Genomic DNA, 15183 nt, shown 5'->3' on the forward strand with positions numbered 1-15183 from the left:
AGTTTCGGCTACTGCGCACAGGTGACGCGAAGCGTCACGGGCTGCATTCCCACGCAGGAGCGTGGGAATGATCTTTGATCATCGAGCCGGGGACATTTCCGGGGGATAACATCGACAGTGCGCTGGTGCCGGGATTGCAGGTCAAGGCGATGTTCTGACTCGCCCGTGCGCAAATCGGCGGATGGTCCCCCCCGGTTTGCGACGGCTAACCCAGTGGAATCGACTTGGCGATAATCTCTCGGGCGTGATTGGCCAGCTGTTTGGCACTCATCGCAACCACCTCCTCGGCCTCAATGGGCGGGTGGGCGATGATGCTGACGTCGGTGCTGCGCAAGGCGTTGTAGGCGATATGGTTGACCGCCGGGCTGATCGTGACGGGAATGATCCCAACCCCGATATCCTTGGCAATCCGAAACGCCCCACTCTTGAAAGGCTGCATCTCCCCGCCATGGTTTCGAGTGCCCTCGGGAAAGATCCACAGCGAAGTATTCTCTGCGACAACCCGCTTGGCGATCTTGCGCAAACTGCCGATGGATGCCCGTGGGCTGTTCCTGTCAATGAACAGACTACCGGTCAGCCAATACAACTGCCCCACCAGTGGCAGCCACTTGAGCGACTGTTTACCGACGATTACCGTGCCGGGGTTGAGCGCATGCGCCACGATCAACACGTCATAGTTGCAGTGGTGGTTGGCCACATAGATGTAAGGCCGGGTGGTGGGAACGCTGTCAAAGCCACGAACATCGACACGCACCCGGAAGATTTTATTGATCACCGAATAGGCCCGGCAGGCCACGTACAGATTTCTATTCTTTGAGGTGTTGATCAACATGTAGAGGCACAAGAACGGAAAGCTCAACACGATCCACAGCAACACCAACAGCCCTCGGGCCAACGCAATCATAAATTACCCGCTTTACCTGAATCTCTGAGCTTGGTTAACGGGGCTTCTCGAACCTCGTCAGCATTATCCATGCAAGTACAACAAACCTGCGGCGTTTTGAGTAGCTGCCCGAATGGGCAGGTCGATCGCGTTCAACCGCGCGCCCTCCGTCACGCGCACAAGCGGTATAATCGGCGCGCTCCCGTCTGTAACGGGTGCCGACCATGGAAGGGACGATCGGTGAAAGAATGGCGAGAAACCTTGATAGAAGCCGTATCCGGCTGCATGACCGAACATGAACTATTCAATAAAATTCATACGATAACGTCCAACCTGGGCTTCGAGTTCTGTTCTTACGGACTGAAAATCCCGTTGGCCACATCGCAATATGTGCTGATTTCGAACTACCCAGGCGCTTGGGAAAAGAAGTATGTCAGCGAAAATTACTTCTCCCAAGACCCCACCGTTGCCCACGGCCTGACCCGCTCCATCCCGCTGCACCGGTCCGCCGCACAACAGCAACAACAGCACCAGGCCTTCTGGGAGGAGGCGCGCCATTACCAGCTCAACCATGGCTGGTGCCTGTCTTCGCAACGCGGCCCTGACGCGATTGGTTTACTCTCGGTATCGCGCTCCAGTGAATGCATTTCAGCGACTGAACTTGAGCACATCGAGAACAAGTTGACCTGGTTGACGCAGTTGGCGCACGAATCGATGACACGCTTCTTCTCCGACAAATGCCTGCCAGAAATTCACCGCCCCCTGACCGCACGGGAAAAAGAGACCTTGAGGTGGACGGCCATCGGCAAAACCTATATCGAGATCAGCCTGATCCTCAACATCGACACAGGAACCGTGAAGTTTCATCTGGCCAATGCCATGCGCAAACTCCAGGCCCACAACAAAACCCAAGCTGCCGTCAAAGCCTCCTTGCTGGGATTACTCTTTTAGCCCTGCTGGTACTCCCGCGGCGTACAACCAAACTCGCGACGAAACACCGTATGCAGGTACTGCGCCGACTTGAAGCCGCACTTGGCGGCAATATCGGCAATCGCCAGTTCGTGGCTTTCCAGGCCCTTGGCGGCGGCGGCGAGTTTGAAACGCAGGATCTCGTCATGCACGCTGCAGCCGCGCACCTTGCGAAAGTGCGCTTCCAGGGAGGAGCGCGACACGCCGACATAGGCCGCCACCTGCGCGGTCTTGATGCCCTGGCAGGCGTACTGGCGGATAAACAGCAGCGCCTGCATCACGTACGGATTACCCAAGGGTTGATGCAAGCTGGAGGCCTGCACATTGATCGCCTCCGGCGGCACCAGGACCTGCGTGCCCACGCACGGTTTGCCGTGCAGCATCTGGTGCAGCAAGGCGGCGGCCGTGCGCCCCATGGTTTCCGTGCCCTGGATCACCGAACTCAGCGGCACGCGCGTGAGGGTGCGGGTCAGGGGGTCATTGTCGATGCCGATCAATGCGACTTGCTCCGGCACGGCGATGCCGGCGGTGAGGCAGGCTTGCAGCAGTTGTCGGGCGCGGGCGTCGGTGACGGCGATGATGCCGATGGGCTTGGGCAGGCTGTGCAGCCAGGCAATCTGCTGTTCCACCGCGCTGTCCCACAACGGCGCGCTGGTGCCCAGGCCGCGATACACCTCGACGTGCAGACCATCGCGTTGCAGCAGGCGGCGAAAGGCTTTTTCACGCTCCTGGGCCCAGCGATTGGCCTGGGCCTCGGGCAGGCTGAAACAGGCGAACCGAGTCAGGCCAGCTTCGATCAAGTGTTCGTAAGCCAACTTCATCAATGCGTGGTTATCGGTCGCCACATAGGGAATGCCCTTGGGATAAGCGCGCGCGTCTTCATAGGAGCCACCTACCGCCACCACCGGCAACGTGCTGTCGGCCAACGCTTCGCCGATCAGCGGGTCGTCGAAGTCGGCAATGATGCCGTCGCCCTGCCAGCGCTCGATGCCGCGCAGGCGACAGAGGAAATCCTCCTCGAGGAACAAATCCCAGGACGCACGGGTGCTGCTCAGGTAATTGCCGATGCCGGCGATGATGCCGCGGTCGTAGATTTTGCTGCCGTTGAACAACAGGGCAATACGGTGGACGGGCGGTAGGGTTTTCATTGTTTTTGTCCTCGGGCCTGTGGCAACAGACTAGCCCTCGCCGGTCAAAATCGCACCACCCCTTGGTGATTTTCATAATCAGCGGGCCAGGAGCCGTTGCTAGTATCCAGACACCGCCAAGAACAATAAGGAAAACGCCATGCTGTACTTCCCCGGTGTCGAGAAGGTTCGCTTCGAAGGCCCCAGCAGCGATGCCCCCCTCGCCTTTCGCCATTACGACGCCAACAAACTGGTCCTCGGCAAACCGATGCGCGAGCACCTGCGCATGGCCGCGTGTTATTGGCACACCTTCGTGTGGCCTGGCGCCGATATGTTCGGCATGGGTACCTTCAAGCGGCCGTGGCAGCGCAGTGGCGAGCCCATGGACGTGGCCATCGGCAAGGCTGAGGCGGCCTTCGAGTTTTTCTCCAAGCTGGGCATCGACTACTACAGTTTTCACGACACCGATGTGGCGCCCGAAGGCAGTTCGCTCAAGGAGTACCGCAACCACCTTGCGCAGATGGTCGACCACCTGGAGCGCCATCAGGAACAGACCGGCATCAAGTTGCTGTGGGGCACCGCCAACTGCTTCAGCAACCCGCGTTTTGCCGCCGGTGCCGCCAGTAACCCGGACCCGGAGGTGTTTGCCTACGCCGCTGCCCAGGTGTTCAGCGCGATGAACGCCACGCTGCGGCTCAAGGGCGCCAACTATGTGCTGTGGGGCGGCCGTGAAGGTTATGAAACCCTGCTCAACACCGACCTCAAGCGCGAGCGCGAACAGCTCGGGCGCTTTATGCGCATGGTGGTGGAGCACAAGCACAAGATCGGCTTCAAGGGCGACCTGCTGATCGAGCCCAAGCCCCAGGAGCCGACCAAGCACCAGTACGACTACGACAGCGCCACGGTGTTCGGCTTTTTGCATGAGTACGGCCTGGAACACGAGATCAAGGTGAACATCGAGGCCAACCACGCCACCCTGGCCGGGCACAGCTTCCACCATGAGATTGCCACGGCCGTGTCCCTGGGCATCTTCGGCAGCATCGACGCCAACCGTGGCGACCCGCAGAACGGCTGGGACACCGACCAATTCCCCAACAGCGTCGAGGAGATGACCCTCGCCACTTATGAAATCCTCAAGGCCGGTGGCTTCAAGAATGGCGGCTACAATTTCGACTCCAAGGTCCGCCGCCAGAGCCTGGACGAAGTCGACCTGTTCCACGGCCATGTCGCCGCCATGGATGTACTCGCCCTGGCGCTCGAACGTGCGGCGGCCATGGTGCAGAACGACCAGTTGCAGCAGTTCAAGGACCAGCGCTATGCCGGCTGGCAGCAGCCGCTGGGCCAGGCCGTGCTGGCCGGTGAGTTCAGCCTGGAGTCACTGGCCGAACATGCGTTTGCCCACGAACTGAACCCGCAGGCCGTGAGTGGTCGCCAGGAGATGCTGGAGGGGGTGGTCAACCGGTTTATTTATCGGTGACCGTGTGGTGATTGCGTTTGTTGTGATGAGTGGAGTTGGTGTGGTGAGAGGCTTGGTGTGGTGAGGGGGGGTTATTGTGGTGAGCGGGCTTGTTGTGGTGAGCGGGCTTGCCCCGCTCACCACAACAAGCCCCCTCACCACACCAAACCCATTCACCACGACAAGCCCATTCACCACAAAAGTCCTGTTCACCACAAAAGCCCGGCTTGCCACAACACGCCGGTTAGCCACACCTACAGTGTTCGCCTAGAGTCTTCACCCAGTGTCTTTCCAACAACAATAAAAGGACGCACCACCATGAAGTCATTCAAACGTACCCTGCTCGCCACCGCCCTGGCCCTGCTCGCCCTGCCGGTGATGGCCGACTCCGCCCACCCGAAAATCGGTTTTTCCATCGACGACCTGCGCCTGGAACGCTGGTCCCGTGACCGTGACTACTTCGTCGCCGCGGCGGAAAAACTCGATGCCAAGGTCTTTGTGCAATCCGCCGATGCCAACGAGCAGAAGCAGATTTCGCAGATCGAAAACCTGATCTCCCGGGGCGTCGATGTGATCGTGATCGTGCCGTTCAACGCCACCGTGCTGACCAACGCGGTCGCCGAAGCCAAGAAAGCCGGGATCAAGGTGGTGTCATACGACCGCCTGATTCTCAACGCGGACATCGATGCGTACATTTCCTTCGATAACGAAAAAGTCGGCGAGATGCAGGCCAACGGCGTGCTGCAAGCGGCGCCCAAGGGCAATTACTTCCTGCTCGGCGGCGCGCCCACCGACAACAACGCCAAGGTACTGCGCGAAGGCCAGATGAAGGTGCTGCAACCGGCCATCGACAAGGGCGACATCAAGATTGTCGGCCAGCAGTGGGTCAAGGAATGGAACCCCACCGAAGCCCTGAGCATCGTCGAGAACGCCCTGACCCGCAACAGCAACAAGATCGACGCCATCGTCGCCTCCAACGACGCCACCGCAGGCGGTGCGATCCAGGCCCTGGCCGCCCAGAAACTGGCGGGCAAGGTGCCGATCTCCGGCCAGGACGCCGACCTCGCCGCCGTCAAGCGCGTGATCGACGGTACCCAGACCATGACCGTGTACAAGCCGCTCAAGCTGATCGCCACCGAAGCCGCCAAGCTCTCGGTGCAACTGGCGCGTAACGAGAAGCCCACCTACAGCTCGCAGTACGACAATGGCAGCAAGAAAGTCGACACCATCCTGCTCACCCCGACCCCGCTGACCAAGGCCAATATCGACCTGTTGGAGAAGGACGGGTTCTATACCAAAGAGCAGATCGGCCTGTAGGCGCTGGCTTGCCAGCGAAGATCGCGAACGAAAACGCGGAAAGCCTGAATAAACGCGGTGACTTGGCGTTTTTCGCGAGCAAGCTCGCTCCTACAGTCATGTCGTCAGTCCTGTGTGTGAGCCATGGTATGTCCGACTACCTGCTGCAAATGAACGGCATCGTCAAAACCTTTGGCGGTGTCCACGCGCTGAACGGCATCGACATCAAGGTACGGCCGGGGGAATGTGTCGGCCTGTGCGGCGAGAACGGTGCCGGTAAATCCACCCTGATGAAGGTGCTGTCGGCGGTCTACCCCCATGGCACCTGGGAGGGGGAAATCCTCTGGGACGGGCAACCGCTCAGGGCCCAGTCCATTAGCGAAACCGAGGCCGCCGGTATCGTCATCATTCACCAGGAACTGACCCTGGTGCCCGACCTGTCGGTGGCCGAGAACATCTTCATGGGCCACGAGCTGACCCTGCCCGGCGGGCGCATGAACTACCCGGCGATGCTGCACCGCGCCGAAGCGTTGATGCGCGAGCTCAAGGTGCCGGACATGAACGTCGCGCTGCCGGTGTCACAGTACGGCGGCGGCTACCAGCAACTGGTGGAAATCGCCAAGGCCCTGAACAAACAGGCGCGCCTGCTGATCCTCGACGAGCCCTCCTCGGCCCTGACCCGCTCGGAAATCGAGGTGCTGCTCGACATCATCCGCGGCCTCAAGGCCAAGGGCGTGGCCTGCGTGTACATCTCCCATAAGCTCGATGAAGTGGCGGCCGTGTGCGACACCATCGCGGTGATCCGCGATGGCAAGCACATCGCGACCACGGCCATGGCCGACATGGACATCCCGCAGATCATCACGCAGATGGTCGGGCGGGAAATGAGCAACCTGTACCCCACCGAGCCCCGTGCCATCGGCGAGGTGATTTTCGAAGCGCGCAACGTCACCTGCTATGACGTCGACAACCCCCAGCGCAAGCGCGTCGACGATATTTCCTTTGTGCTCAAGCGCGGCGAAATCCTCGGCATAGCCGGGCTGGTGGGCGCCGGGCGTACGGAGCTGGTGTCGGCGTTGTTCGGCGCCTACCCCGGCCGCTACAGCGCCGAGGTGTGGCTCGACGGCCAGGTGATCGACACGCGCACGCCGCTCAAATCGATCCGCGCCGGGCTGTGCATGGTGCCCGAGGACCGCAAGCGCCAGGGCATCATCCCTGACCTGGGCGTGGGCCAGAACATCACGTTGGCGGTGCTCGACACCTATGCCCACCTGACCCGCATCGATGCCGAGGCCGAACTGGGCAGCATCGACCAGCAGATCGCACGCATGCACCTCAAGACCGCCAGCCCGTTCCTGCCGATCACCAGCCTGTCCGGTGGCAATCAGCAAAAGGCTGTGCTGGCGAAAATGCTGATGACCAAGCCCAAGGTGCTGATCCTCGACGAGCCCACACGCGGGGTGGATGTGGGCGCCAAGTATGAGATCTACAAACTGATGGGCGCGCTGGCGGCAGAAGGCGTGTCGATTATCATGGTTTCCTCGGAATTGGCCGAAGTGCTCGGCGTGTCCAACCGCGTGCTGGTCATCGGCGACGGCCAGTTGCGTGGCGACTTCATCAACGAGGGGCTCACCCAGGAACAGGTGCTCGCCGCCGCGCTCAGCCAAAACAATAACAATCGGAAAACCGCGTAGATGAATCAGGTCAAACAGCTGTTCACTCGCTACAAAATGCTCGCACTGGTGATCGCCGTGGCGTTTATCTGGCTGTTTTTCAGCTGGCAGACCGAGGGCGGTTTCCTCACCCCGCGCAACCTGTCCAACCTGCTGCGGCAGATGTCGATCACCGGCATCCTGGCGTGCGGCATGGTGCTGGTGATCATCAGCGGTGAGATCGATTTGTCGGTGGGTTCGTTGCTGGGACTGTTGGGCGGGCTCGCAGCGATCCTGGATGTGGTCTATCACATTCCGCTGCTGGCCAACCTCAGCCTGGTGGCGTTGTGCGGCTTGATGATCGGTTTGGCCAACGGCTACATGACCGCTTACCTGCGCATTCCGTCGTTTATCGTTGGCCTCGGCGGCATGCTGGCGTTTCGCGGGATCCTGCTGGGGATCACCGGCGGCACCACCATCGCGCCGGTGTCGCCGTCGCTGGTGTATGTAGGCCAGGGGTATTTGCCGCATTCGGTGGGGGTTGGCCTTGGGGTCTTGCTGTTTGCCCTGACTCTGTTTTTGACCTGGAGACAACGGCGCAACCGCGCGCTGCATGGCTTGGCACCGCACGCCCTGATGCGCGATGTGCTGCGCGTGGGGGTGATCGGCGCGGTGCTCGCCGGGTTTGTCACCACCCTCAACAGCTACGACGGCATCCCCGTACCGGTGCTGCTGTTGCTGGTGCTGCTCGGCGTGTTCAGCTACGTCACCAGCCAGACCGTGTTCGGCCGCCGCGTCTACGCGGTGGGCAGCAACATGGAAGCCACGCGCCTGTCAGGCATCAACGTGCAGGCGGTGAAACTGTGGATCTTCGGCATCATGGGCGTGATGTGCGCCCTCGCCGGCCTGGTCAATACTGCGCGTCTCGCGGCGGGCTCACCGTCAGCGGGCAATATGGGCGAGTTGGATGCCATCGCTGCGTGCTTTATTGGTGGTACGTCGATGCGCGGCGGCTCGGGCACGGTGTATGGCGCTTTGCTCGGGGCATTGGTGATTACCAGCCTGGATAACGGCATGTCGATGCTGGACGTGGACAGTTACTGGCAGATGATTGTGAAGGGCAGCATCCTGGTGTTGGCGGTGTGGGTGGATGTGAGTACGCGCACGGGTCGGCGCTGACTGCCTCACTTCCCGAGCAACACGGCCCCATCCCCCAACCGTCCCAACTGATCCCCCGGATTGCGCAACGGGCAATCATCCAGGGACAGGCATCCACAGCCGATACAGCCATCGAGTTGGTCGCGCAGTTGAGTGAGGCTGTTGATACGCTCACTCAACAGGTCGCGCCAGCGTGTGGAGAGTTGGGTCCAATCCTTGGCCGTCAATGGCCGTCCTGAAGGCAGTTCGTCCAACGCGTCCTTGATAGTCGCCAACGGAATGCCCGCGCGCTGCGCGACCTTGATCACCGCAATTCGGCGCAGTACGTCACGCTGATAACGACGCTGATTGCCCGCGCTGCGTTGTGCGTGAATCAACCCCTTGGCTTCGTAGAAATGCACCGTGGCCACGGTCACGCCGCTGCGGCGGGCCAATTCGCCCACGCCGAGGGGGATGCGCACATCGATTTTCGCTTCCATCCAGCTCTTGACCTCATCTAAACATGAGGTTTTATAAAGGGTGTCGGCTTGCCTTGGCAAGCCTTCAGTCCTTTGAATCGGAGCCTGCATGGACACACCTCAACCCTCCCCCTCCAACTGGGCCGCGCTGTTGTCCGGTGCCAACGGCGTACGTTCGCTCGCACTGGCAGGCGGCGTGGTGCTGCATGCGATCAACGTGTACATCGCCACCACGATTCTGCCGTCAGTGGTCCAGGACATCGGCGGCATCGACTACTACGCATGGAACACCACGTTATTTGTCGCCGCCTCGATCCTCGGCTCGGCATTGTCGGCGCGCCTGCTTGGCAGCCTCGGGCCGCGTGCGGCGTACCTGGTCGCCAGCCTGGTGTTCGCCGGCGGGGCCTTGGCCTGTGCGTTTGCGCCGTCCATGCCGGTGATGCTCGTGGGGCGGTTGGTGCAGGGACTGGGTGGTGGGTTCTTGTTCGCGCTGTCCTACGCGATGATTCGGTTGGTGTTCGATGAAAGCCTGTGGCCGCGCGCGATGGCGTTGGTGTCGGGGATGTGGGGCGTGGCGACGCTGGTCGGGCCAGCGGTGGGCGGAGTGTTTGCCGAGCTGGGCATATGGCGCGCGGCGTTCTGGTCGTTGATTCCGGTGGCCGGGTTATTCGCGGTGCTGGCGGCGGCGGTCCTGCCCAGGCGCAGCACCGAAAGCGCTGCGCCGACCCCGTTGCCACTCGCCCAACTGGTGCTGCTGACGGCGGCGGTACTGGCGGTGTCGGCCGGCAGTGTCTCGTCCACCCTGCCCCTGAACCTGCTGGGGCTGGCCGTGGCGGCGGTGTTTACCGCGCTGCTGATCGTCACGGAAAGCCGCGCCCGCCATCGACTGTTGCCCGCCGGAGCGTTTCGGATCACCACTGCGCTCGGCGCGCTGTACGCGACGATGTCATTGCTGGCGGTGGCCGTGACCAGTGGCGAAATCTTCGTGCCGCTGTTTCTTCAAGTCCTGCACCACCAGTCGCCGCTGGTGGCCGGTTATCTGGCGGCATTGATGGCGGCTGGCTGGACGCTGGGGTCAATCGCCAGCGCGGGTGTGACGGGCAGCAACATTCGACGGGCGATCCTGGCCGGGCCGATCCTGGGCGTGGTGGGCATGGTGGCGCTGGCCATCTTGATGCCCGTCGAAAGCAACGGCAGCGGGCAGACGCTCACACCGATCTGCCTGGCGCTTATCCTGATTGGGTTGGGCGTGGGGCTGGCTTGGCCGCACTTGCTGACCCGGGTGTTCCAGGTGGCGCCGGCCGGTGAGCAGGACCTTGCCAGCGCGTCGATTACCACCGTGCAGCTGTTCGCTACCGCGTTTGGCGCGGCACTGGCGGGCATGGTCGCGAACGTCGCCGGCCTCACTGAACCCGGCGGTGTCGAAGGCACCGCAAGCGCTGCGGTGTGGCTGTTTGGGGTGTTTGCACTCGCGCCTGTGGTGGGTGTTCTGATTGCCAGGCGGGTGGTTCGCATGATCGGTCAGTACCATGCCAAGCTCACCAATACCCCTGCCTGAGCACATTTGACTGCATTCCAAGGTTGGATCGAGGTGCTCAGTGCTATTCAAACGCCTGGCGATTCTCAGGCGTAATCAACTTGAACGGCACCCAGACCACCGCCGACTCCAGCACCTCGCCGCGTACCAGGCGCAGTGCGGTGTCCACTGCGCCGCCGGCCTGGCCGGCGGCATCCTGGAACACGCTGACCGCCATCTTGCCCTCAGCCATCAATTTCAAGCCGTCCGGTGTGCCGTCGATGCCGCCGACCCAGTAGTCCTTGGCCTGCTTGCCGGCCTTTTCCAGGCCCATGATCGCGCCGATCGCCATTTCATCGTTATTGGCCGCGATGATCGAAAAATCGACGCCCTGCTTGACCCAGTCAATGACAATCGTGGCGGCCTGGCTACGCTCCCAGTTACCGACTTTTTTCTGTACGACTTTCATATCGGGGTATTTGGCGACGACTTTTTCCACGTCCTCGGTGCGCATCAAGGAGGACGCGTTGGCGGGGTCGCCCACCAGAATCACCACGTTGCCCTTGTAACCGGCGCGGCGCGCCAGCTCTTCCATCTGCAAAGTACCCGACTCCAGCTCGTTGGAGCCGACAAACGCGGTCTGCGCCGGCCACTTTTGCGGGTTCGGGTTGCGGTTGACGAACACCAGCGGGATCTTTGCATCCGAGGCCAGCTGCATCATCTGCGCCGCACTTTTGCCGTCGACCATCGCGACGATGATCGCATCCACCTTGGAATTGACCAGGTTGCGGAATTGGCGCATCTGCAAATCGACGCTGTCCTGCCCGTTCTCCATAAAGATGTCTGCGTTCATGACGCTGGCCTGTTGCTGCACCCCGTTGCGCAGCAGGGTCTGGAAGTTATCGTCGTACTTTGCCATGCCTACACCCAGCAAGGGCGTGGCGGCCTGGGCTGGGCCCGGAATGAACAGCGTCGCCCCCAAGGCGAGGATTAACCATGCTTTCATGTTCTGACTCCCGCGGCTCAAACGCTGAAATGATGGAGCAGCTCGCGCTGCACCTTGGCCATGTCCGACAGCTCGTGGCTGCTGATGGCGGACTGCTCGGCGCCGTCTGCCGTCTGCTGGGCCGAATCGTTGATCTGGATGACCATCCGACTGGTTTCCTGCACCGTGGCGCTCTGCTCCTCGGTGGCGGCGGCGATCTGGATATTCATGTCGCGGATACTGTCGACCGAGTCGCTCATCGACAGCAGCAAGTCACCCGCGCCCGAGGCCAGGGACACGCACTGGGTGGACTGCGCCTGGCTTTCGTTCATCACGTGCACCACCGAGTGAATCTTTTCCTGCATGAGCCCGATCATGTCCTGGATTTCGCTGGTCGAGGTCTGGGTACGGCTGGCCAGGGAGCGCACTTCATCGGCCACCACCGCAAAACCGCGTCCCTGCTCGCCGGCACGGGCCGCTTCGATCGCCGCATTCAGGGCGAGCAGGTTGGTCTGTTCCGCAATGGTGCGAATGGCGACAACAATGCCCTCGATATTCTGTCCGTACTTCTGCAACTCATCGGTCACCTGCGTGGCCTTGTTCACCTGGTCGGCCTGCTGGCGGATGTTGACGATGGTCTCGGCCACACGCGCCTGCACCTTGTGCGTAAGTTCACTCGTGTCGTCCACGGCCTGGCGGGTGTCCTGCGCACGCCGGGCCACCTCTTCGACCGTGCTTTCCATCTGCGTCATGGCCGAAGCCGCCGATTGCAAGCGGTCCTTCTGTTCATCCACCACCCGGGTGGTCTGCTCGCTGTTCAGGGCGTTGCTGCCCGCGGTAACGGCCAGCGCATCGGCAGAGCCGATCAATTCACGGAAGGTTTTGCGCAGGGCCGTGGTCAGTTCGTTCAGGTAACCGCCCAACTCACCGAACTCGTCTTTACGGCTGACATCGAAACTGACCCGCATGTCTCCCGCAGTAAGCGTCTTGAGGACTTCGCGAAACGCCGCCAGCGGACGCCGCAGGCTGAAGGCGACCCAGGTACCAATCGCCACCGCCGCCAGCACCGCCAGCACACACGCGATCAACAGCAAGCTGCGGCTGGTGCCGATGGTCGCATTGGCCGACTGGCTGGCCTGGTTGGCGACCTCCAGGGACTGGCTGCCGAACTCGCCAATCCTGTCCAGGGTGGCTTTCAGCGCCGCGTCAACCGCACTGCGTTGCTGCTGCACCTGCGCGGCCAGTTTTGCCTCCACCTGATAAGCCTGGAACAGGCCGTCAGGGGCGGTCAGGTCACTCAGCAGGCGATTGACCATGACGCCGGCAATCCGCCCGACCCTGGGGTCAATCGCCGCCAGGGCCTGGGCCCGGGTGCTGATCACTTCGTCCTGGAGATTGAGCACACGCTGTAATTTATCAATGGCCGGCGTGACGGTATGAGCCGCGAAGCCATCGTAGGATTTGTTGACCTCCAACAGCAGCTTTTCCGCTGCGGCCACCTGTTGCGGTTCGCCGACACTGCGTGCATGGGCAATGTAATCGCGCAGATAGCTGGTCAACTGTATCGCCTGTGCACTGCTGTAGCCTTGCAGTTGCCGCGTCAGCGCCAATTGCTGCACGTGTTGCACGTGGGACGCCATCAGCGCCTGCGCCTGTTCGGCGTAGGCCGCTACCTGTTGGCGCTGCTGCGCCAGGTTCGCGCGCAGCGCCTCATGCTCGCCCGTATAGGCAACGGTGCTGTCGAGCAATTGATTGAACTGGGCGATGCTCTCGGTGAACGGTCGCTTGCCGTCCTCGATCTGCTTGGGGTCGGTGCTGATCTGAAGGGCCAGCAACGCCTGGTTGGCGCGCAGGATGTGCACGTATAGCTCACTGGCGGCCCGGCTCAAGGGTGCCGACTCGCCGGTGATAATGTTCAAGCGACTGCTGATGGACTGGGTGTTCTGATAACTGATCCCCGCCATGACTAGCAGTAACAGCACCAACACCGCAAACCCGCCGATCACACGCTGCAATATGGTCATGGCCACCCCTTTTGATTTTTATTCGTTGACCTGAGCGACGACCAGGCGTGCACCTACGAGCTCGGGATCACTCGTGCTGCTAGTGCCTGTATCGGCCAGGTGGGCGAGGACTTGAGCCTTGAAGGCAGGCTGAAATGCGGTCAAAAAAAGTGGGAGGGGGCAAGCCCACTCCCACCTACCTGATGAATTCAGGCTGGGTTTTGCACTGCGGTCACTGGCTCAACACCACATCCCGCATCGCCGGAATGTAGCCATAGTCATAAGCCTCCTGCACAAACGAACGATCGCCCTTCAACACGATCCTGACCGTCGGCGCTTCGGTGCCGCCGATGCGGTAGTCATCGCCGGTGGTGGGCACGCTGTCGATAAACGACGTCACCAGGCCGTTGGGCATCACACAGTGGGAATACGTCTGGAACGGCTGCGACGGCGGATTGCCGAGGACCAGCCCGGACGCGTTCATCGGCGTATAGGGCCCGAACAGATGATCGCTGACGAACCCATAGACGCCATCCGGCCCCGTCACGCCATCGGCATAGGTGAACTTGTGGCTGATGGTGAACAGGTAGTACTTGTTGTCCTGGAACACATAGTGCGGCCGTTCGGTCTGGTCGTTCACGCCGACGGCCGTGACCAGGGGCGGCAGGATTTCCCATTCGTCACCGTTGAGGTCCTTGGCCACGGCGATGCCGATGCAACCCACCTGGTAGCGGGCACCGCCCACGTCCTCGTGCCCCGGCGGCACCAGGCCCAGCTCGTTCGGGCCCACTTCGTGAGTCCCGCGCTCGCCGGCCACATTGCCTTCGAACACCATGTACAACTTGCCATCGACGGGATCGATAAAGGGGCTGGGATCGCGAAAGTTCCAGGTCGCATTCTGCGCTTCAGTTTGATAATAGGTGCCGTCGGCGTCGAACAACGACTTGACCTGATCAAAGCCCTGGAGGGTGACACCGGTGTCGGACGTAATGACCTGGCCCCGGACCTTGGCAATCGTGGCGCCCGGCGTGACGCAGGTGTAGTACAGGTCGATGTCACCGTTGTTATTCAACAGAATCGGCGTGCCCGCCCATTCACGGGTGGTCGGCGAAACCCCTTCGGCCATGACACGGCCGCCGAAGATCCAGTCCTTGCCGGTGCGCGAATACCAGTAGCAGATCCGCGCATGACCATGACGGTCTTCCCAATCGCGCTTGATGTCGTAACGGCCATCGGCATTGATGAATTGTGGATCATGGGGGCGACGGTCGGCGGTCAGGGTGAAGATCACCGACCAGCCATCCACCGATACCACCGTGCCATCGAGTTCACGCAAGGGCATGGTGTCCCAGATAAAGACCGTGTCACTCATGACAGGAAAGTCAGGACTCACTAACGGCTGTGTCGTCGTCGGGTCATTTTCATTAACTTTCAGCGCATCGGCCCGTGTCCAGCGAGTGGGTGTGTGATTCGCATGTTTCATGATGATGTCCTTTTGCTGACGCTTAAGTGACAAGCGAAGATTAAATAGCACCGAACAGCCAGCAACTTAATACTGACTGAAAGAGCAAGAGATAGTTGGCTCTGCAAGTGCGCACCAAGGTTTAACATGGGCACTTGCTTATCGCAACATGAAGAATTATTTATATTACAAGGGCCATCACTGTATTTATATCCTTG

The 15183-nt window shown here is 61.1% G+C and carries 12 protein-coding genes and 1 pseudogene; 6 read left to right on the top strand and 7 right to left on the bottom strand.

Features of this window, described 5'->3' with window-relative positions; translation table 11 throughout:
• Window positions 1-205 precede the first annotated feature (205 nt).
• On the bottom strand, window positions 206-904 hold the full coding sequence (locus BFP99_RS19775) for a lysophospholipid acyltransferase family protein (protein ID WP_065947959.1): 699 nt from the start codon (window positions 902-904) through the stop codon (window positions 206-208).
• A gap of 219 nt (window positions 905-1123) precedes the next feature.
• Here BFP99_RS19775 and BFP99_RS19780 point away from each other — a divergent pair, with 219 nt between their 5' ends.
• The gene (locus BFP99_RS19780; RefSeq protein WP_065947960.1) at window positions 1124-1834 is read left to right on the top strand and encodes an autoinducer binding domain-containing protein; all 711 of its coding nucleotides are present in this window, start codon (window positions 1124-1126) and stop codon (window positions 1832-1834) included.
• Here BFP99_RS19780 and BFP99_RS19785 read toward each other — a convergent pair.
• On the bottom strand, window positions 1831-3000 hold the full coding sequence (locus BFP99_RS19785; protein WP_065926260.1) for a XylR family transcriptional regulator: 1170 nt from the start codon (window positions 2998-3000) through the stop codon (window positions 1831-1833). The genes BFP99_RS19780 and BFP99_RS19785 overlap by 4 nt on opposite strands.
• Window positions 3001-3139: 139 nt before the next feature.
• Between BFP99_RS19785 and xylA the strand changes: the two genes are divergently transcribed.
• The 4 genes from xylA (at window position 3140) to BFP99_RS19805 (ending at window position 8562) form a co-directional block, all read left to right on the top strand.
• A complete protein-coding gene (xylA, locus tag BFP99_RS19790; RefSeq protein WP_065947961.1) occupies window positions 3140-4456 on the top strand; it encodes a xylose isomerase in 1317 nt (438 codons plus the stop codon).
• A 297-nt stretch (window positions 4457-4753) separates the two neighbouring features.
• Window positions 4754-5752: a D-xylose ABC transporter substrate-binding protein gene (xylF, locus tag BFP99_RS19795; protein ID WP_065926258.1), complete on the top strand. Its 999-nt coding sequence runs from the start codon at window positions 4754-4756 to the stop codon at window positions 5750-5752.
• Window positions 5753-5880: 128 nt separating this feature from the next.
• A complete protein-coding gene (gene xylG, locus BFP99_RS19800) occupies window positions 5881-7425 on the top strand; it encodes a D-xylose ABC transporter ATP-binding protein (RefSeq protein ID WP_065947962.1) in 1545 nt (514 codons plus the stop codon).
• Complete coding sequence (locus BFP99_RS19805; RefSeq protein ID WP_027603558.1) at window positions 7426-8562, top strand: sugar ABC transporter permease; 1137 nt, start codon at window positions 7426-7428, stop codon at window positions 8560-8562.
• 5 nt (window positions 8563-8567) lie between these two features.
• Here the strand turns inward: BFP99_RS19805 and soxR are convergent, their stop codons facing one another.
• A complete protein-coding gene (gene soxR / locus BFP99_RS19810; protein WP_065926256.1) occupies window positions 8568-9020 on the bottom strand; it encodes a redox-sensitive transcriptional activator SoxR in 453 nt (150 codons plus the stop codon).
• A gap of 88 nt (window positions 9021-9108) precedes the next feature.
• Between soxR and BFP99_RS19815 the strand changes: the two genes are divergently transcribed.
• Entirely contained in the window at window positions 9109-10557 is a 1449-nt protein-coding gene (locus BFP99_RS19815) for an MFS transporter (RefSeq protein WP_065926255.1), read from the top strand.
• Window positions 10558-10600: 43 nt separating this feature from the next.
• Here the strand turns inward: BFP99_RS19815 and BFP99_RS19820 are convergent, their stop codons facing one another.
• The 4 genes and pseudogenes from BFP99_RS19820 to BFP99_RS19830 all read right to left on the bottom strand — a co-directional run bounded on the left by BFP99_RS19820 (window position 10601) and on the right by BFP99_RS19830 (window position 14986).
• Window positions 10601-11521, bottom strand: a complete 921-nt coding sequence (locus tag BFP99_RS19820) for a substrate-binding domain-containing protein (protein ID WP_065947963.1) — start codon at window positions 11519-11521, stop codon at window positions 10601-10603.
• Window positions 11522-11538: 17 nt separating this feature from the next.
• A complete protein-coding gene (locus tag BFP99_RS34155) occupies window positions 11539-12252 on the bottom strand; it encodes a methyl-accepting chemotaxis protein (protein WP_370737670.1) in 714 nt (237 codons plus the stop codon).
• Between the two features lie 144 nt (window positions 12253-12396).
• A pseudogene (locus BFP99_RS34160) lies at window positions 12397-13524 on the bottom strand (HAMP domain-containing protein); the annotation flags it as partial.
• A gap of 211 nt (window positions 13525-13735) precedes the next feature.
• A complete protein-coding gene (locus tag BFP99_RS19830; protein ID WP_065947964.1) occupies window positions 13736-14986 on the bottom strand; it encodes a glycoside hydrolase family 68 protein in 1251 nt (416 codons plus the stop codon).
• Between the last annotated feature and the right edge of the window lie 197 nt (window positions 14987-15183).

The organism is Pseudomonas sp. 1 R 17, assembly GCF_900067035.1.
Lineage (GTDB): Bacteria > Pseudomonadota > Gammaproteobacteria > Pseudomonadales > Pseudomonadaceae > Aquipseudomonas > Aquipseudomonas marginalis.